This is a genomic window from Rudaea sp. (assembly GCF_036560865.1).
In the GTDB taxonomy this organism is placed as follows: Bacteria; Pseudomonadota; Gammaproteobacteria; order Xanthomonadales; family Rhodanobacteraceae; genus Rudaea.
The window spans coordinates 83,304-101,781 of record NZ_DATBQK010000003.1 but is presented as its reverse complement, the minus strand read 5'-3'; the positions used below and the strand labels follow the sequence as shown (position 1 = coordinate 101,781).

Annotated in this window: 15 protein-coding genes; 13 read left to right on the top strand and 2 right to left on the bottom strand. The window is 61.9% G+C overall.

Annotated features, from left to right (window positions below; genetic code table 11):
• Nucleotides 1-166 precede the first annotated feature (166 nt).
• The 11 genes from metG (at nucleotide 167) to VIE67_RS00485 (ending at nucleotide 14,719) form a co-directional block, all read left to right on the top strand.
• Nucleotides 167-2,305: a methionine--tRNA ligase gene (gene metG / locus VIE67_RS00535; RefSeq protein WP_332022265.1), complete on the top strand. Its 2,139-nt coding sequence runs from the start codon at nucleotides 167-169 to the stop codon at nucleotides 2,303-2,305.
• Between the two features lie 69 nt (nucleotides 2,306-2,374).
• Nucleotides 2,375-3,313 carry an MBL fold metallo-hydrolase gene (locus tag VIE67_RS00530; RefSeq protein WP_332022264.1) on the top strand — a complete coding sequence of 313 codons (939 nt, stop codon included), beginning with the start codon at nucleotides 2,375-2,377 and terminating at the stop codon, nucleotides 3,311-3,313.
• Nucleotides 3,314-3,618: 305 nt separating this feature from the next.
• Nucleotides 3,619-3,711 carry a K(+)-transporting ATPase subunit F gene (gene kdpF, locus VIE67_RS00525; protein ID WP_332022263.1) on the top strand — a complete coding sequence of 31 codons (93 nt, stop codon included), beginning with the start codon at nucleotides 3,619-3,621 and terminating at the stop codon, nucleotides 3,709-3,711.
• Entirely contained in the window at nucleotides 3,708-5,513 is a 1,806-nt protein-coding gene (gene kdpA / locus VIE67_RS00520; RefSeq protein WP_332022262.1) for a potassium-transporting ATPase subunit KdpA, read from the top strand. Before kdpF ends, kdpA begins: the two co-directional genes overlap by 4 nt.
• A gap of 142 nt (nucleotides 5,514-5,655) precedes the next feature.
• Complete coding sequence (gene kdpB / locus VIE67_RS00515; protein ID WP_332022261.1) at nucleotides 5,656-7,725, top strand: potassium-transporting ATPase subunit KdpB; 2,070 nt, start codon at nucleotides 5,656-5,658, stop codon at nucleotides 7,723-7,725.
• Between the two features lie 19 nt (nucleotides 7,726-7,744).
• Nucleotides 7,745-8,314, top strand: a complete 570-nt coding sequence (kdpC, locus tag VIE67_RS00510; protein WP_343230734.1) for a potassium-transporting ATPase subunit KdpC — start codon at nucleotides 7,745-7,747, stop codon at nucleotides 8,312-8,314.
• 41 nt (nucleotides 8,315-8,355) lie between these two features.
• Nucleotides 8,356-11,064, top strand: a complete 2,709-nt coding sequence (locus tag VIE67_RS00505; RefSeq protein WP_332022260.1) for a DUF4118 domain-containing protein — start codon at nucleotides 8,356-8,358, stop codon at nucleotides 11,062-11,064.
• Nucleotides 11,061-11,771, top strand: coding sequence for a response regulator (locus tag VIE67_RS00500; protein WP_332022259.1), 711 nt, complete (start codon nucleotides 11,061-11,063; stop codon nucleotides 11,769-11,771). The genes VIE67_RS00505 and VIE67_RS00500 overlap by 4 nt, the downstream gene beginning before the upstream one ends.
• 47 nt (nucleotides 11,772-11,818) lie before the next feature.
• Nucleotides 11,819-12,514, top strand: a complete 696-nt coding sequence (locus VIE67_RS00495; protein ID WP_332022258.1) for an RnfABCDGE type electron transport complex subunit B — start codon at nucleotides 11,819-11,821, stop codon at nucleotides 12,512-12,514.
• The gene (nth, locus tag VIE67_RS00490; protein ID WP_332022257.1) at nucleotides 12,511-13,146 is read left to right on the top strand and encodes an endonuclease III; all 636 of its coding nucleotides are present in this window, start codon (nucleotides 12,511-12,513) and stop codon (nucleotides 13,144-13,146) included. Before VIE67_RS00495 ends, nth begins: the two co-directional genes overlap by 4 nt.
• 37 nt (nucleotides 13,147-13,183) lie before the next feature.
• Nucleotides 13,184-14,719 carry a CoA-acylating methylmalonate-semialdehyde dehydrogenase gene (locus tag VIE67_RS00485; RefSeq protein ID WP_332022256.1) on the top strand — a complete coding sequence of 512 codons (1,536 nt, stop codon included), beginning with the start codon at nucleotides 13,184-13,186 and terminating at the stop codon, nucleotides 14,717-14,719.
• A 151-nt stretch (nucleotides 14,720-14,870) separates the two neighbouring features.
• Here the strand turns inward: VIE67_RS00485 and VIE67_RS00480 are convergent, their stop codons facing one another.
• Nucleotides 14,871-16,226, bottom strand: coding sequence for a porin (locus VIE67_RS00480; protein WP_332022255.1), 1,356 nt, complete (start codon nucleotides 16,224-16,226; stop codon nucleotides 14,871-14,873).
• A gap of 283 nt (nucleotides 16,227-16,509) precedes the next feature.
• Between VIE67_RS00480 and VIE67_RS00475 the strand changes: the two genes are divergently transcribed.
• Nucleotides 16,510-16,644: a hypothetical protein gene (locus tag VIE67_RS00475; protein WP_332022254.1), complete on the top strand. Its 135-nt coding sequence runs from the start codon at nucleotides 16,510-16,512 to the stop codon at nucleotides 16,642-16,644.
• Between the two features lie 82 nt (nucleotides 16,645-16,726).
• The gene (locus VIE67_RS00470; RefSeq protein WP_332022253.1) at nucleotides 16,727-17,224 is read left to right on the top strand and encodes a hypothetical protein; all 498 of its coding nucleotides are present in this window, start codon (nucleotides 16,727-16,729) and stop codon (nucleotides 17,222-17,224) included.
• A 107-nt stretch (nucleotides 17,225-17,331) separates the two neighbouring features.
• Here the strand turns inward: VIE67_RS00470 and VIE67_RS00465 are convergent, their stop codons facing one another.
• Nucleotides 17,332-18,384, bottom strand: a complete 1,053-nt coding sequence (locus tag VIE67_RS00465) for a putative porin (protein WP_332022252.1) — start codon at nucleotides 18,382-18,384, stop codon at nucleotides 17,332-17,334.
• Between the last annotated feature and the right edge of the window lie 94 nt (nucleotides 18,385-18,478).

Genomic DNA, 18,478 nt, shown 5'->3' with positions numbered 1-18,478 from the left:
GGCCTGCCCAGCGAAAATGTCGCTGCATCGGGCGATGTTCTCCCCTCATCCGCCTAACGGCACCTTCTCCCGGTGGGAGAAGGGCGAGTGTGCTTTGTACCATCCTCTGGGGAACTGGTGAACCGGCATGCGATAATCCGCACCGATCCATTTGGAACCGCAACGGATGTCTGCACGCGATATTCTCGTCACCCACGCCCTGCCCTATGCGAACGGCCCGCTGCATATCGGCCATCTGCTCGGCTATATCCAGAGCGATATCTGGGTGCGCGCGCGGCGCATGGCCGGCGACACCGTGCATTTCGTCTCGGCCGACGACGTGCACGGCACGCCGATCATGCTCGCCGCGGAAAAGGCCGGTGTGGCGCCCGAGGAATTCATCAAAGGCATGCAGACCAGCCACGAGGCGGATTTCCGCGATTTCGGCGTGGCCCACGATTACTACTACACCACGCATTCGTCTGAGAACCGCGAGCTGGCCGAATACGTCTACACGCGCCTGCGCGACACCGGCAAGATCGCGCGGCGTGGCGTGCGCCAATTCTACGATCCACTCAAGGCGATGTTTCTGCCGGACCGCTATATCAAGGGCGAGTGCCCGGTTTGCGGCACGCCGGATCAATACGGCGATAACTGCGAGAACTGTGGCTCGACCTATGCGCCCACGGATCTGAAAAATCCGCATTCGGTCGTCTCGGGTGCGACACCGGAGTTGCGCGAATCGGAACATTACTTTTTCGAGGTCGGCAAATTCGCGGGTTTCCTGCGCGGGTGGCTGGCCGGCGAGGTCGCGCATCCATCGGTCAAGGCCAAGCTCAAGGAATGGCTGGATTCCGAAGGCGGCGTGCGCGACTGGGACATCTCGCGCGACGCACCGTATTTCGGCTTCGAGATTCCCGACACGCAGGGTACAAAATTCTTTTACGTCTGGCTCGATGCGCCGATCGGTTATCTCGCCAGTTTCAAGAAATATTGCTCAAGCGAGCAAGGCCGACAGAAAGGGCTGTCGCCCGCGTACTTCCATCGATTCCTGCGTCCCGACGATCCGGATTTCCTGGCCGAAGCGCAGATGCATCACTTCATTGGCAAGGATATCGTCAACTTTCACGGCTTGTTCTGGCCGGCGATGCTGCAGGGTGCCGGCTATCGCGAGCCGGCCAACCTGCATGTGAACGGCTACCTCACCGTCAACGGCGAGAAGATGTCGAAGTCGCGCGGGACGTTTATCCAGGCGCGTACGTATCTGGATGCGGGGTTGAATCCGGAGTATTTGCGGTATTACTTTGCGACGATGCTGACGTCGGCGCCGACTGACATCGACCTCGACTTGAAGGCATTCGAGGAGCGGGTCAATTCGCATCTGATCGGCAAGTGGGTGAATATCGCGAGTCGTACTGCGGGCTTCGTGTACAAGATTTTCGACGGCAGGCTTGCCGACCAGTTTGACGAACAGGGCAACAAGCTATGGGGCTACTTGCTCAACTTCCACGAAAATACCCCCTTGCGCTATGAAGATGGCTCCTTCTCGGAGCTGACTCGGAATTTCGTGGACATGGCTGACCTCGTCAACGCCTATATCGCGGAGAAGGCGCCTTGGGTCATGGCCAAGGATGAGAGCCAGCGCCAGCAGTTACATGAGGTCTGCACGTTTGCGCTGAGCGCTTTCCGCCTTCTTTCCGGCGTGCTCAAGCCGATCCTCCCGGTCTCCGTGGAGGCAGCCGAACAATTCCTCGCCGCGCCGATCGTCAACTTCGACGATGCCCGTCGCAAACTTTGTGGCCATGTCGTCAACGCCTTCGACCCGCTGCTGTCACGCATCGACGGCAAGCGCATCGAAGCCATGGTGGACGCCTCCAAAGATTCGCTCGCAGCAACACCATCCCCACCCAACCCTCCCCTTGAAGGGGAGGGCTTAAAGCGAAGCGCTGCTGTCTTGAAACCGAGCCCCGAGCCCCGAGTCCCGAGTCCCGGCTCTCTCATCTCCATCGACGACTTCGCCAAACTCGACCTGCGTATCGGCAAGGTGCTGCATTGTGGATTTGTGGACGGCTCGGACAAACTCCTGCGCTTCGAGCTCGATGCGGGCGAGCTGGGCAAGCGGCAGATTTTCTCGGGCATCCGCGCGTCCTATACCGAGCCGGAGAAATTGATCGGGCGCAATGTAGTGTTCATCGCCAACCTCGCGCCGCGCAAGATGCGCTTCGGTGTGTCCGAGGGGATGATCCTGTCCGCGGGCTCCGGCAGCGACAATCTGTTCCTGCTTGATGCGGATCAGGGTGCGCAGCCGGGCATGCCGATCAAATGACCACAGGATGTTGTCATGCCGTGCAGCACAGGGATGTGCGATGACACGGTATCAAACTCCTATTCAAACATGACCAAGGACTTCGACCACGGCATCACAGCGATCGACACGGGATTCTTCCGCCCGTGTTTCGACGCCAGCCATTTGATCGTCGAGCACGGACGCGCGGCCTTTATCGACACCGGCACCAACTACTCGGTGCCGCTGCTGCTCGACGCGTTGCGCGCCAGGCAGCTTGCGGTCGATGCGATCGATTACGTGATCCTGACGCATGTGCATCTGGACCACGCCGGCGGTGCGGGACTGTTGATGCAGCAGCTGCCGAATGCGAAATTGGTCGTGCATCCGCGTGGCGCACGTCACATGATCGATCCGAGCGCCTTGATCGCGGGAGCGACGGCGGTCTACGGCGCAGAGGAAATCACGCACAGCTATGGCGTGCTGGTGCCGGTTCCCGCGCAGCGCGTGATCGAAGCCCCCGACGGCCACGTCGTCGATCTGGCCGAGCGCGAATTGCTCTGCCTCGACACGCCAGGCCATGCACGTCATCACATCAGTATTTACGATGCACGCAGCCGTGCGTTTTTTACCGGCGATACGTTCGGTTTGTCCTATCGCGAGTTCGATACCGATAAGGGCGCATTCATCCTGCCGACCTCGACGCCGGTGCAGTTCGAACCCGATGCGTTGCATGCATCGATCCAGCGCATGCTGGAGCGCGAGCCGACGCAGATGTTCCTAACCCATTACAGTCGCGTAACCGACGTGACGCGCCTGGCCAGCGACCTGTTCGTGCAGATCGATGCGATGGTCGCAATCGCGCGCGTGCATGCGCGCGCTGCCGATCGCCACACGCGTATTGCCGACGACCTGGCGGATTTGTATACTTCGCGCGCGCAGGCGCACGGCTGCCGCTTCGATGCCGCGCAGGTGCGCGAGCTGCTGACGATGGACATCGAGCTCAATACCCAAGGCCTCGAAGTCTGGCTGGACAAGAGCAAGCACTGAATCGCGGGTTCTTCCGGACCGGAGCGTGGCTTTCGTTCTTTACGCGTTTTTTATTTCGTGGCGCGCAATCGCTACACCTTACTTATTTCCCCCGAACTAGATTGGCGCCGTCCCAACAGCAGGTGCGGCCATGGATTTCCCCTATTTGCTTCTTCTGGTTCTGCTGATCGGCGCGACGGCCGGCTTCCTGCGCATGTGCATACGTCTGGAGGATCGCAAGTGATGTGCGTTTGCGCTGCGCTCGGTGCCATGTCGCTCACGCTGACAGGCTTGTATTTCGCGCTTTGCAAAGGGAAGGCACGCCGATGAACTTCGTCTATTGGATCGCTGCGCTGATTGCCGTCGCGTTGAGCGCGTACCTGACGATCGCCCTGCTCAAGCCGGAATGGTTCGAATGACCGCGAACGACTCTCTGCAACTCGGCCTGTATCTGGCCGTCCTGCTGTTGCTGGTCAAGCCGTTGGGCGGTTACATGGCGTCGGTGTTTGCCGACGCGCCCAATCGCATCACGCGCATCGGTGCGCCCATCGAGCGGTTCATCTATCGTGCCAGCGACGTTCGTGCGGACGAAGACATGAACTGGCAGCGCTACGCCGTCGCCATGCTCGCGTTCAACGTGCTCGGCCTGCTCGTCGTCTATCTGTTGCAGCGCGTGCAGCAGTGGTTGCCGCTGAACCCGCAGGGTTTCGGCGCGGTCACGCCCGATTCGGCGATGAACACCGCAATCAGCTTCGCCACGAACACGAACTGGCAGGGGTACGCCGGCGAATCGACGATGAGCTACCTGACCCAGATGCTTGGCCTCGCGGTGCAGAATTTTCTTTCCGCCGCAACCGGCATCGCCGTGCTGATCGCGTTGATCCGCGGTTTCGTGCGCAAGACGGCGCAGGGCATCGGCAATTTCTGGGTCGATGTGACGCGCAGCACGCTCTATGTCCTGCTGCCATTGTCTTTCGTGCTGGCCCTCGCCCTCGTCTGGCAAGGCGTACCGCAGAACTTCAAACCTTACGCAAGCGTGCCGCTGGTGCAGGCGACGATCGCCACCGAAACAGTCAAGGACGCCGACGGCAATGCACTGAAGGACGCCGCGGGCAAGGACGTTACGAAGGAATCTCCGGTCACCGAACAGTCGCTGCCGCTCGGACCGGCCGCTTCGCAGATCGCGATCAAGCAACTCGGCACCAACGGCGGCGGCTACTACAACGCCAACTCCGCGCATCCGTACGAGAATCCGACGCCGCTGTCGAATTTCTTCGAAGCGCTCGCGATCCTGCTACTGCCCGCGGCGCTCTGCTACACCTTCGGCCAGATGGTCGGCGACCGCCGCCAGGGTTGGGCCTTGCTCGCGACCATGCTGGTGATCTTCGTGCCTCTGCTTCTCCTCTGCACAGCCGCGGAACAAGCCGGCAATCCGTTCTTTAGCGCGCTCGGCGTGGATCAGCAGGCGTCGATCGCGCAGGTGGGCGGCAACATGGAGGGCAAGGAGACGCGCTTTGGCATAGTCGATTCGACGATCTGGGCGACCGCGACGACCGCCGCATCGAACGGTTCGGTCAATGCGATGCACGACTCGTTCACTCCACTCGGCGGACTCGTGCCGATGTTGCTTATCCAGCTCGGCGAGGTGATTTTCGGCGGCGTCGGCTCGGGCCTCTACGGCATGCTTGCCTTCACCGTCGTCGCGGTGTTTATCGCCGGCCTGATGGTTGGCCGCACACCGGAATATCTCGGCAAGAAGATCGAAGCCTACGAGATGAAGATGGCAAGCCTGGTCGTGTTGATTCCCTGCACACTTGTTGTAGTCGGCACGGCAATCGCCGTGCTCGCTCCAGGCGGTGTCGCCGGCATCGCCAACCCGGGTATCCACGGCTTCAGCGAGATTCTCTACGCGCTGTCGTCGGCATCGAACAACAACGGCAGCGCGTTCGGCGGACTGTCGGCGAACACGCCGTTCTGGAACGCGCTGCTCGGCATCTGCATGTTCTTCGCGCGTTTCCCGCTTGCGATCAGCATGCTCGCGATTGCCGGCTCGCTCGCGGCGAAAAAACATATTCCGGTTTCGGCCGGCACGCTGCCGACGCATACGCCGCTGTTCGTCGTGCTGCTCGCGAGCACGGTGGTCGTGATCGGCGCGCTGACCTTTCTGCCTGCGCTTGCACTAGGGCCCATCGCTGAGCAGTTGTCGATGCTCGGGCACTGACAGTGCGAAAGCCTGAACCACGGAGAACACAGAGAACACGGAGAAGAGCTTTATTGTTTAAGTCAAATCTTGCTGGCGCTTTTCTCCGTGTTCTCTGTGTTCTCCGTGGTTCAATCTCTCTTGATCTTCGGAATTACGACTCATGACTACCCACCCATCAGCGAATGCGCTCAGCCGGGAATTACTGATCCCAGCGATCGGCGACGCGTTCCACAAGCTTTCGCCGCGCGTGCAGTTCCGCAATCCGGTGATGTTCGTCGTCTTCGTCTGCAGCATCCTGACCACGCTGTTGTGGCTGCAGGCGCTCGGCGGACATGGCGAAGCGCCGGCTGGTTTCATCCTCGGCGTGACGCTGTGGCTGTGGTTTACGCTGTTGTTCGCCAACTTCGCCGAAGCCATTGCCGAAGGTCGCGGCAAGGCACAGGCGGCCTCGTTGCGCGGTGCACGCCGCGACGTGATCGCCAACAAGATTCCGTCGCTGGAGCGGCGCGATGCCGTCAGCGTCGGCGCGGCCAGCGATCTGCGCAAGGGCGATCTCGTTATCATCAAGGCCGGCGAATTCATCCCGGGCGACGGCGAAGTCATCGAGGGCGCAGCGACCGTCGACGAAAGCGCCGTGACCGGCGAATCCGCACCCGTCATCCGCGAATCCGGCGGCGACCGCAGCTCGGTCACCGGCGGTACGCGCGTGTTGTCCGACTGGATCATCGTGCGCATCAGCAGCAATCCGGGCGAGAGCTTTCTCGACCGCATGATCGCAATGGTCGAGGGCGCGTCGCGACGCAAGACGCCGAACGAAATCGCGCTGACCATTCTGCTCGCGAAATTCTCGCTGATCTTCCTGCTCGCCTGCGCAACGTTGCTGCCGTATTCGTTGTACGCCGTGCAGAGTTCCGGGCATGGCGAGCCGGTCACGATCACCGTGCTCGTCGCCCTGCTCGTCTGCCTGATTCCGACCACGATCGGTGGCCTGTTGTCCGCGATCGGCATCGCCGGCATGGACCGCATGATCCAGGCCAATGTGATCGCGATGTCCGGCCGCGCGGTTGAAGCCGCCGGCGATGTCGACGTATTGCTGCTCGACAAGACCGGCACGATCACGCTCGGCAACCGCCAGGCCGTTGCATTTCATCCTGCGCCCAGCGTCGATGTGAACGCGCTGGCCGACGCCGCGCAACTGGCTTCGCTGGCCGATGAAACGCCCGAGGGCCGCAGCATCGTCGTACTGGCCAAGGACAAGTTCGGCCTGAGGGAACGCGAGATCGGCGGCAGCAACACGGTCTTCGTGCCGTTTACTACGCAGACGCGCATGAGTGGTGCCGATATCGGTGCGCGCAAGATTCGCAAAGGCGCGCTCGATGCGGTGAAGAATCATCTCGCCGTGCTGGGTGGCGACCTGCCCCAGGCCGTCGTCAAGGTCGCCGAGGACATCGCGCGCAAAGGCGGCACACCGCTGATCGTCGTCGAAGGTGCCTGTGCCCTCGGCGTGATCGAGCTCAAGGACATCGTCAAGGGCGGCATCCGCGAGCGTTTTGCCGAGCTGCGCCGCATGGGCATCCGCACGATCATGATCACCGGCGACAATCCACTGACCGCAGCCTCGATCGCGGCCGAGGCAGGCGTCGACGACTACCTTGCCGAAGCGACGCCCGAAGCCAAGCTCAAACTGATCCGCGACATCCAGGCCGAAGGCCGACTCGTCGCGATGTGCGGCGACGGCACCAACGATGCGCCCGCGCTGGCGCAGGCCGACGTGGCCGTGGCGATGAACAGCGGCACGCAGGCGGCCAAGGAAGCCGGCAACATGGTCGATCTGGACTCCAATCCGACCAAGCTGATCGAGGTCGTCGAGATCGGCAAGCAGTTGCTCATCACGCGCGGCGCACTGACCACGTTTTCGATCGCCAACGACGTGGCCAAGTATTTCGCTATCATCCCGGCCGCATTCGCAAGCACCTACCCCGCGCTGAACATGCTCAACATCATGCACTTGGCCACGCCGCAGAGCGCGATCCTGTCGGCGGTGATCTTCAACGCGCTGATCATCATTTTCCTGATCCCGCTCGCGCTCAAAGGCGTGCGCTATCGCGCTATCGGCGCCGGCGAGCTGTTGCGCCGCAATCTGCTGGTCTACGGGGTCACCGGCCTAATCGTGCCGTTTATCGGCATCAAGATCGTTGATCTGTTGCTTCTCACGCTCGGCCTCGTCTAACGATTTCGCGGAGCAAACCATGATTACCCTGCTGCGCCCGGCCTGCCTATTGTTCCTGGTTCTTAGCATCGTCACCGGCATCGTTTACCCGCTCGCGGTGACTGGTGCGGCGCAACTGTTGTTCCCGTACGCCGCGAACGGCAGCCTGATCGTGCAAGACGGCAAGGCATTCGGCTCCGAATTGATCGGGCAACCATTCGCCGATCCGAAGTACTTCTGGGCACGGCCGTCGGCGACAGCCCCGTTCGCGGACAACTCGGCCTCGTCGAGCGGTTCGAATCTGGGCCCGACCAACCATGCACTGATCGACGCGGTCGCGCAGCGCATCGATGCGCTGCGCGCCGCCGATCCGGCCAACGCAGATCCGATTCCGGTTGATCTCGTGACCGCATCGGCCAGCGGCCTGGACCCGGACATCTCGCCGGCTGCCGCGCGCTATCAGATCGCCCGCGTTGCGCGCGCGCGCGGCCTGTCGATCGCCGCTGTCGAAAAGCAGGTCGCAGCCGCAACGCAAGACCGTTTGTTAGGCGTGCTCGGCGAACCGCGCGTCAACGTACTCAAGCTCAACCTCGCGCTCGACCGCAAATAACCGATAGCCGACGGCGCGCTCGCTGCGTGCGACAATTCGGCATGGCCGCCAACCTGCCCGACAGTCGCCCTGACCCCGACGCTCTGCTTGCGCGCGTGCGGCGCGAAGAAGCGCGACGGCGGCGCGGTCGGCTGAAAATCTTTTTCGGCGCTGCCGCTGGCGTTGGCAAGAGCTATGCAATGCTGGAGGCTGCGCGCAGGCAGAAGGCCGACGGCGCCGATGTCGTCGTAGGCTATGTCGAACTGCACGGGCGGCCCGAAACCGAAGCCCTGCTCAGCGGGCTGGAGGCCCTGCCGCCGCAGGCGCTGGAACATCGTGGCCTGACGCTGGCTGAATTCGATCTCGATGCGTCGCTGCTGCGAAATCCACAAATTATTATTGTCGACGAACTCGCCCACAGCAATCATCCCGGCGCGCGCCACCCGAAGCGCTGGATGGATATCGTCGAACTGCTCGATGCCGGCATCGATGTCTACACGACAGTCAACGTACAGCACGTCGAAAGCCTCAACGACATTGTTGCGCAGATTACCGGCGTCACGGTGCGCGAAACGATTCCCGATCGCGTATTCGATGCAGCGGACGAAGTCGAGCTCGTCGACCTGCCGCCGGACGATCTGCTGCGGCGCGTGCGCGAAGGCAAGGTCTATACGCCGGAGAAAAGCCGGCATGCACTCGATACGTTTTTCCGCAAGGGCAATCTGATCGCGTTGCGTCAACTCGCTTTGCGCGCGACGGCCGAGCGCGTCGACGCGGCCATGCGCGAGTACCGCGACGATCATGCGATCAGCGACACCTGGGCGGCCGGCGAACGCGTGCTCGTTTGCGTCGGACCGGATCCTCTGTCCGAACGTCTGGTACGCGCCGCGCGCCGGCTGGCGTCGGCGCTGCATGCTCAATGGCATGCGATCTATGTGGAGACTCCGAACCTCACCCGTCTGCCGCGACCGGCGCGCGACCGCGTCCTGGAAACGCTCAAGCTCGCCGAGAGTCTCGGCGCCCAAGCCGCCAATCTCAGCGGCGAAAGCGTGGCAGGCGAGGTTCTCGCGTTCGCGCGCCAGCATAACGTCAGCAAGATCATCGTCGGCAAGCCGAGCCGGCCGCGCTGGCTGGATCGTTTTCCGCCGTCGCTGGTCGACGAGATCGTGCGGCGCAGCGGCCACATCGACGTCTACGTGATCACCGGCGAAGAGGATGCGGAAAGGACTCCCATGCGGGCGAGACTACCTGTTCGCACGAGTCGCTGGCCGGCATACGCCCGGAGCGCCGCCGTCGTCGCGGCGATCACCGTGCTGTGTGCGCCGCTGTATCCGCACATCGAGCGGACAAATCTCGTGATGCTGTATTTGCTCGGTACCGTGCTCACCGCGGTACGCTTCGGCCGTGGACCGTCGGTGCTCGCGGCCATCCTCAGCGTTGGCCTGTTCGACTTCCTGTTCGTGCCGCCGGAATACTCGTTCGCGGTTTCCGACACGCAATATCTGATCACATTTGCGGTGATGCTCGCGACCGGGCTCATTATCAGCAATCTCGCCGCGCTCGGCCGGCGCCAGGCCAGCGTCGCGCGCGCCCGCGAACGACGCGCGGCCGAGCTGTACGCCCTGTCGCGCGAACTCGCCCAGAGCCGCGATGTCGGCGAGCTCGGCGAAATCCTGCGCAGGCATCTGCTTGCCGGCATCGAGGGTCACGCCGCCGTGCTGCTGCCGGATGCGGACGGCAAGGTGCAGGACCCCGGGCGCTTCTGCGCACGTGGCGCAAGCGAGGCTCGCTATCCGGTACCAGGCAACGACCTCGGCATTGCCCAATGGGCCTACGATCACCGCGAGAAGGCCGGTCATGGCACGGACACGCTGGCCAGCGCCGAAGCGATCTTCCTGCCGCTGAATGCGCTCAGGCGCTGCATCGGCGTGCTTGCGCTGCGGCCGACCGATGCGCGCCAGCTCGACATGCCGGAGCAGATGCACCTGGTCGAATCGCTAGTCAACCAGACCGCGATCGCCATGGAACGGGTGCAGCTGGCACAGACTGCGCAGGCAGCCGACATGCAGATCGAATCCGAAAGGCTGCGCAATGTGCTGCTCAGCTCCATCTCGCACGATTTCCGCACGCCGTTGGCCAGCATTATCGGCGCGGCTTCGACTTTGAACGACGATACCGCCGGCACACCGCTCGACTCAGCGCAGCGACGCTCATTGCTGACGACAGTGCTCGACGAAGCGCAGCGCCTGCACAGACTCGTCGACAATCTGCTCGAGCTGACGCGGCTGACGCAAGGCCCGGTCGAGATAAAGCGCCAATGGATTGCGATCGAGGAGGTTGTCGGCAGCGTCTTGCATCGTCTGCGCGGGAAGTTGAGCGATCGCCAAGTCGAAGTCCATCTACCCGCCGATCTGCCTTTGCTGTACGTCGACGAGGTACTGATCGAACAGGTACTCTTCAACCTTGCGGAAAATGCGCAGAAGCACGCGAATGGAAGTGCCATCCGGATCGGCGCGGAAGCGTTTCGCGATGTCGTCGTCGTAAGTGTCCGCGATCACGGGCCTGGGCTGCCTTCCGGCGAGGAAACGCGCGTGTTCGAAAAATTCCACCGTGGCCGCAGCGAGGGCGCGCAGAGCGGTTTTGGCCTCGGCCTGACAATCTGCAAAGTCATTGTCGCTGTGCACGGCGGGAGCATCAGCGCACACAATGCTCCGGACGGCGGCGCCGAATTCCGCTTCACGCTGCCGCGCGATGCGGAGCCGCCAGCGTGAACGCAGTGCCGATGAAGCTGCTCGTAATCGAGGACGATCCGCAGATCCAGCGCTTTCTTTCGGCGGCGCTGAAGGCGCACGGCCACACACTCGACATAGCGGGAACCGGCGCCGAGGGGCTGCGTCTGGCGACGCTGCGACAACCCGATGTCCTGATTGTCGATCTGGGTTTGCCCGACATCTCCGGCCTCGACGTCATTGCGCGACTGCGCGAGTGGTTCAGCCGGCCGATTCTCGTGTTGTCGGCGCGCAGCCAGGAAAACGACAAGATTGCAGCGCTCGATGGCGGCGCCGACGACTACCTGACCAAGCCGTTCGGCATCGGCGAGTTGCTTGCGCGCCTGCGCGTCGCGCAACGTCATCTGGCTGAACGCGATGGCGACGCAACCACGCCGCTCATCGAAGCCGGCGGCTTGTCGATCGATCTCGCCGCGCATCGCGTAAAACGCGACGGCGCCGATGTGCACCTGACGCCGATCGAGTACAAGTTGTTGACCACACTGGCGCATCACCGCGGCAAAGTGCTGACCCATCGCCAACTGCTGCGCGAAGTCTGGGGTGCGGCGCATGTCGAATCACCGCACTATCTGCGTATCTACATGCGCGCCCTGCGCCGCAAAATCGAACCCGACCCGGCCCGGCCCCGCCATCTGCTCACCGAAGTCGGCGTCGGCTACCGATTGATCGACGAAGAAGTCGACAGATGACGATGCGCAAGCTGCGTTTCCCCGTGGAAACCTGAGAAAATCGCCGCATGCCACCTGATATAGGTCCAGTAACGGATTTACTTGCGCAACGCATCGACGCGTTGCTGCCGCAAACCCAGTGCACGCGCTGCGGCTATCCGGCCTGCCTCGCCTACGCGCAGGCGATCGCGTGCGACGCAGCGGATATCGATCAGTGCCCGCCCGGTGGCGCGGCTGGCATAGCCGAACTCGCCGCCCTGCTCGGACGCGAAACCAAGCCGCTCAATCCCGTGCATGGCATCGAGAAGCCCGCGGAAATCGCGATGATCGACGAGGAAGCCTGCATCGGCTGCACCAAGTGCATCCTGGTCTGTCCGGTCGATGCGATCGTGGGCGCGTCGAAGATGATGCACACGATCCTCGAACAGGAATGCAGCGGTTGCGAGTTGTGTATCCCGGCCTGCCCGGTCGACTGCATTGCGATGGTCGAAATCGGCGACAGCCGACTGAATGCGCGACTGGGAGTCCGAACGGAAGCGGCTGCAGGGACGGATGCTTGCGGCGAGACCTCAATGACGCGCGCAACTCAATACCGCCGCCGCTATGAGGCGCGCGAAACGCGACTCGCGCGCGAGCGTGCGGAGCGCAACGCCATCCTTGCCGCGAGAAAAGCCGAAGTGCACGGCGCACCCGGCGCGCGCAGCGCAGTGCTCGATGCGATCGCGCGCGCCAAGGCGAAGAAATCCGGGTCGGTCAACCCATGAACGCAGCCACACGGCATGAGATCTTCGTGCGTCTGCGCGAGGTGAATCCGAAACCGACGAGCGAGCTCGAATACGCCACGCCATTTCAATTGCTGATCGCCGTGATCCTGTCGGCGCAGGCTACCGATGTCGGCGTCAACAAGGCGACGAAAAGACTCTTTCCGGTCGCAGGCACGGCGCAGGCGATACTTGCGCTCGGTGAGGAGAAACTGAAAAGTTACATTTCCAGCATTGGACTTTTCAATGCGAAGGCGAAGAACGTTATCGCAACTTGTCGCATGCTGGTCGAACAGTACGGCGGCGCGGTGCCGCGCACGCGCGCAGCGCTCGAAGCGCTGCCCGGTGTCGGCCGCAAGACCGCGAATGTGGTGCTCAATACGGCATTCGGCGTGCCCACGATCGCGGTCGATACGCATATCTTCCGCGTCGCCAATCGCATCGGCCTGGCCAAGGGCAAGACCGTGCGCGCGGTCGAGGACAAACTCGAAAAAGTCGTGCCGGACGAGTTCAAACAGGATGCGCATCACTGGTTGATCCTGCACGGACGCTACGTGTGCAAGGCACGCAAGCCCGACTGTCCGCAGTGCGTGATCCGCGATCTTTGCGAGTACCGGCACAAGAGCGCATCATAGAAAGTCCAACGAGCGTCAGACGACAAACAGGTCAGCCATGAATATCCAATCGCCCGAACTGAAAACGCGCGGAATCGAGACGAGACGCGTCAATCACTTCATCAACGGCCACGAAATCGCCGGCATGAGTGGACGTTCTGGCGATGTCTTCGATCCCGCGCACGGCAGCGTCGCCGCAAAGGTCGCGCTGGCCAGCACCGAAGAAGTGAACAGCGCGGTCGCGGCGGCGCGCGCGGCATTTCCCGCCTGGAGCGAAACTCCACCGCTGCGGCGCGCACGCGTGCTGTTCGCATTCAAGGCATTGCTCGACGCGCACAAGAACGAATTCGCCGAGTTGCTCACGCGCGAGCACGGCAAAGTGCTGTCGGACGCGATGGGCGAGGTCACGCGCGGCATCGAAGTCGTCGAGTTCGCCTGCGCGGCGCCACAGCTGCTCAAGGGCCAATACAGCGACCAGATCGGCGGCGGCATCGACAACTTCAGCCTGCGCCAACCGCTTGGCGTCGTCGCCGGCATCACCCCGTTCAACTTCCCATTCATGGTGCCCCTGTGGATGGTGCCGATCGCGCTCGCCTGCGGCAACACCTTCGTACTCAAGCCGTCCGAACGCGATCCGTCGGCGTCGAACCTGCTCGCCAAACTGCTCAAGCAGGCAGGCCTGCCGGATGGCGTGTTCAACGTCGTGCACGGCGACAAGATCGCGGTCGACGCGTTGATCGCGCATCCCGATGTCGAGGCGCTGTCGTTTGTCGGCTCGACCCCGATTGCGGAGTATATTTATGCACAAGCCAGCGCGCGAGGTAAACGCGTGCAGGCGCTTGGCGGTGCAAAGAATCATCTCATCGTCATGCCCGACGCCGACCTCGAACAGGCCACCGACGCGTTGATCGGCGCCGGGTACGGTTCGGCCGGCGAGCGCTGCATGGCGATCTCGGTCGCGGTCGCGGTCGGTGATGTCGCCGAAAAGCTGATCGCGAAACTCGTGCCGCGCGTGAAGGCGCTCAAGATCGGCAACGGCCTTGACGCCGGCGTCGAAATGGGTCCATTGGTTACCGGCGTACATCGCGAAAAAGTCACCGGCTATATCGAGTCCGGTGTCGCCGAAGGTGCGACATTGCTCGTCGATGGGCGCGGCCACAGCGTCGCCGGACTCGAAGAGGGTTTCTTCATCGGCGGCTGCCTGTTCGATGACGTGACACCCGACATGAAGATTTATCGCGAAGAAATTTTCGGGCCGGTGCTCAGCATCGTGCGCGTACCCGATTTCGCCAGCGCGGTCGAACTGATCAACGCCCACGAATTCGGCAACGGTGTGTCGTGCTACACCTCGGACGGCGGCGTCGCGCGCGCGTTCGCGCGCCAGATCAAGGTCGGCATGGTCGGCGTCAACGTGCCGATACCAGTACCCATGGCCTGGCATTCGTTCGGCGGCTGGAAGCGCTCGCTGTTCGGCGACCACCACATCTACGGCGAGGAAGGCGTGCGCTTCTACACGCGCTACAAGAGCGTGATGCAGCGCTGGCCGGACAGTATCGCCAAAGGCGCGCAGTTCACCATGCCGGTAGCCCACTGAGACGCTGGAGCGCGCCGCGCTTTTTCAGCACGACGTGCGCAGTTCACGATGCCGGACGCGCACTAGCCGTACGAAAAAACAAAGGCCGGGACAAGCCCGGCCTTTGCGATCCATGGCCGACCCTGGCCTTTGTGTATCCCGCAGGGAATCTTTAGAACTGGAAGCGGGCCCCCGCCACAGTCGCGAAAGTCGACTTGTTCAGGAAACCGTTTGAAAGACCGTTAGATACCTTCGAAGTCTGCGCTCCCGCATATACGTCGAAGCGCTTGGTCAGGCGGTAATCGACACGTGCCGACCAAACGTCCTCGTCACCGCTGCAGGTGCCGAGGCTGTTGTTCGAGCAGCTTACCTTGCCATAAGAGTTCTGGTCGTAGTGGTACCACGCGCCAGTAACGTCCAGATCCTTCGTGATGTTGTACTTCACGCCGAGCCAGGAAATCTTGAGGATCTTGTCGCTAAAGAACGCAGCATTGTTCGTGAAGCTTACCCAGTAGCCACCAAGTCCAGCGAAACCGGGGGCTACAGCCAGCGATGGGTTCGAGTAGTCGATCCGCTCGAAACCACCGGAAGCCTTCCAGGGACCGTTGGTGTACGCAGCCAGCAACTGGTAGCCCTCGTTGTCGGAGACCGTTGCGGCAAGAGAATCAAACGGAACGCCAGCCGTTGCAACCTGCGCAGCGCTGAGAGACCCCAACGAAAGAGCGTCCTTCTTCTTTCCGTACAACGCGTCGACCGAGAAACCAGCGTAGTCGAAACCACCCCCGATCTGCCAGGCTTCGCCGGGGCTCGAATTGGTCTTGCCGAACTGATACAGCGCAGCGAGATGGAACATGTCGTACTTGTAGGTGTACTTCACGGACTCGTCCAGGCGCGCATCTTCCGTGTCGCCAAAGCCGCCGGCCACGCCGGAGTAACCGATGATCGACAGCGCGTACGAGCCATTCATCGGATCGTACTTGACGATGTTGTCGAGGGACACCGCATTCTGGCGCCCTAACGTGAGCGTTCCGTAATCCTTCGAACTGAAGCCAGCGTTTGCACCGCGGGCGAACACCTGTCCGGCAAGACTGCCGTCGCCTCCCGACTTCTGGTTGGCGAGAGCGACACCGTTGTTCCCGATAAGACTCTTGGGGGCATCAGAGAGTGCGCCCGATGTCGGCTGGAAACCTATCTCGACATTGGCGATGAAAGAGAACTCGTCGTTGAGCGCCTCTTTCGCGCGCGCACCGATGCGCGACTGGGTCATTGGGTTGGAGACGATGCCCGAAACGGATTTGTTGCTGTTCTTCGAAATCAGCCATTCCGCACCGGGATACCACGAGTCCGTATACGGTGTGCCGTGGTTCTGATACGCCACACCGACGTCAATGGCACCGTAAAGCGTAATACCGTTCCAGGTAAGACTGGTGTCGTCGGCGGCTTTCGCGACGTTGGCAAGGCTCGCGCCGGCGATGCCGGCAACAACGGCCATCGCAAGCATCGACTTTCTATTTGGAGAGTTATTCATGAATTTCACCTCGGGGTGGGATGTTGGACTTGGTATGTGATGCGGCGATGATCTTCCTGCTGCGATCGTTCCATGACGCAAGGCAGTCTGTGCGAAGCACGCATGTTAGAAATTCATTCTGATAGTTACTTTACCGACTATCCGATACCGATGCTGCTTGCGTTGCAACACGATCATGGAATCAACCACCGGAGCCCTCTTCCTGTGCATTTTGGTGCGCAGAATCGCAGTTAGCAGGCCGCGCACCTATTGGACTTAGGTACTAGCTTGCCGAGATTCTATTTTGTCCGCACAGGCCCTGGGATTCAGTGGGGATCATTGTCTTGCCGCACCGGCCTTTCTGATGTTCGTGGCCTACCGCGGCTACAGCGTGATCCTGTTCACGCCGGTCGCGGCCATGGCCGCCGTCCTGGGCTGACCTGAGTAGCCGCTTCTGTAACCGAGACGTCATGCGCGGCGCCTAGGCTTGCGGTTTTGTTACCGCTGCGCTGGAGAAGCCCATGCACATAGCTCGTCATCGCAAGACCCCTCTTGCCGTTCTGCTCGCCGCCTGTCTTTGCACGACCGCTTTTGCGGCAGGCGGCGGCTTTTCCTCGCTCGAAGAGCGCATGTCGTACAAGGAATTCACGGAATACGGGCTGGACAAGCTGGCGCCGGAGCAATTGCGCGGCCTCAACGAGTGGTTGCGCAACCACGGCTCGGGGAGCAGCAGCGTCGCGGCCGTCGCGTACCCGTCGTCAACGCCGCAGGCGTCCGAAGCCACGCCACCACAGATCGTCAGCCGCCTCGCCGACGATTTCAACGGCTGGCACCAGGGTACGATCCTGACGCTTGAGAATGGGCAGCACTGGGAAGTGCGCGACGACGATACCGTCTACGCGCACGACGCTAGCCACCCGCGCGTGACTATCGAGCAGGGGGGGATCATCGGCGGCTGGCGCCTCACGCTCGAAGGCCACAACGATATCGCCCACGTCGTGCCCGTCTCACCGAAATAGCGATCGCAGATCCAGCGGTTCGCGCATTCGCAGCTGACGCGGGACAAAAGCAAAACGGCGGACCGAAGTCCGCCGTTTTTTCTTGCCCGTCCGTCGCCTGCCTTGGCTTAGAACTTCACTTCGGCCCAGAGACCGATTTCATCGCTCTTCGTGTTGGTCGTGCTGAGAGCGTTCTTGAGCGTATCGTGTTTGTACACGCCGGCAATCTTGATGCCTTTGCGCGGCACGAATTCCAAACCCAGGTACTCATACTGCTCTTTCAGCGACGGTACGGTGTCCTGATTCGGCTCGGTATGATCGTAACGGGCGAATACGGCCCAGTCCTTGGTGAAGGAGAACCAGCCCCACGCGGAATATCCTTCCGACGAGTCCTTCAGCGGCGATCCCGTCGCTGCCGTATAGACGATGTTGTTCTTGTTGTTCGACGCGGAAAAGTACTCGGCGCCGAGGCGCAAGTCGGACGTGTTGTACGCGGCAACCGCGTCGAAGCGCGTGAACGTGCGCGTGTCCGACGTCGATGCGAGATTTGCCACGTCCTTGCCCAATTCACCGCTGTATCCACCAACCGCGAGCATCAGACCCGGCAGCGGCTGGATGCCGACGCGGCCTTCGAAGTCGACCGAGTTGGAACGGGTCGGGTTCTTGTAGCCGGCACCGTTGGTCACTGCGGCGTTGTAGTTCCAGAAATTGCCGGCACCGGTGCCGAGAACGTGGATACCCCAATCAGCGGAATTGCCGAAGCCCGATTTGTCGACGAGCGAATTCTCGACGTAGCGCAAACCCGAAAGTCCGTCGACGAACCCGATCCAAGGTTGGTCGTCCGAACCGATGCGCACCGCGAATTCGTTCAACCACTTCGCCTGCAGCCATGCCTTCTTGATGAACAGCTGCGTTTCGGAATCGGCGCTGACATAGTTGAAATCGGTCGTGATGTTGGCCGACCAGAAATCGTCGAACTTGTGATCGATCGTGAGATAGCCACGTTTCACATCGAGGCCGGTGCCAGCCGCGGCCGTGTCCTTGCCTAACGCGGTCTGATCCAGATGGGTGAAATCGATGAACAGGACGCCGCCGGCAACGGTGTTGACGTCCGCGTGAGCGGCGGCGGAGAAACCACCGAGCGCGACGACGAGTGCCGCCGCGATAAGATTCTGGCGCATTGCAATACTCCTACGAGGTTTGAAAAACTGACGGACAGCCCGACCCCGGGGCCGTCGCCAAGAAATCGTTAAAGCGTCAGGGCGCGCAGCTTGA

Coding starts and splice junctions, on each gene's coding strand:
- metG (WP_332022265.1), top strand. CDS start 167: ATGTCTGCACGCGATATTCTCGTCACCCACGCCCTGCCCTATGCGAAC.
- VIE67_RS00530 (WP_332022264.1), top strand. CDS start 2,375: ATGACCAAGGACTTCGACCACGGCATCACAGCGATCGACACGGGATTC.
- kdpF (WP_332022263.1), top strand. CDS start 3,619: ATGAACTTCGTCTATTGGATCGCTGCGCTGATTGCCGTCGCGTTGAGC.
- kdpA (WP_332022262.1), top strand. CDS start 3,708: ATGACCGCGAACGACTCTCTGCAACTCGGCCTGTATCTGGCCGTCCTG.
- kdpB (WP_332022261.1), top strand. CDS start 5,656: ATGACTACCCACCCATCAGCGAATGCGCTCAGCCGGGAATTACTGATC.
- kdpC (WP_343230734.1), top strand. CDS start 7,745: ATGATTACCCTGCTGCGCCCGGCCTGCCTATTGTTCCTGGTTCTTAGC.
- VIE67_RS00505 (WP_332022260.1), top strand. CDS start 8,356: ATGGCCGCCAACCTGCCCGACAGTCGCCCTGACCCCGACGCTCTGCTT.
- VIE67_RS00495 (WP_332022258.1), top strand. CDS start 11,819: ATGCCACCTGATATAGGTCCAGTAACGGATTTACTTGCGCAACGCATC.
- nth (WP_332022257.1), top strand. CDS start 12,511: ATGAACGCAGCCACACGGCATGAGATCTTCGTGCGTCTGCGCGAGGTG.
- VIE67_RS00485 (WP_332022256.1), top strand. CDS start 13,184: ATGAATATCCAATCGCCCGAACTGAAAACGCGCGGAATCGAGACGAGA.
- VIE67_RS00480 (WP_332022255.1), bottom strand. CDS start 16,226: ATGAATAACTCTCCAAATAGAAAGTCGATGCTTGCGATGGCCGTTGTT.
- VIE67_RS00470 (WP_332022253.1), top strand. CDS start 16,727: ATGCACATAGCTCGTCATCGCAAGACCCCTCTTGCCGTTCTGCTCGCC.
- VIE67_RS00465 (WP_332022252.1), bottom strand. CDS start 18,384: ATGCGCCAGAATCTTATCGCGGCGGCACTCGTCGTCGCGCTCGGTGGT.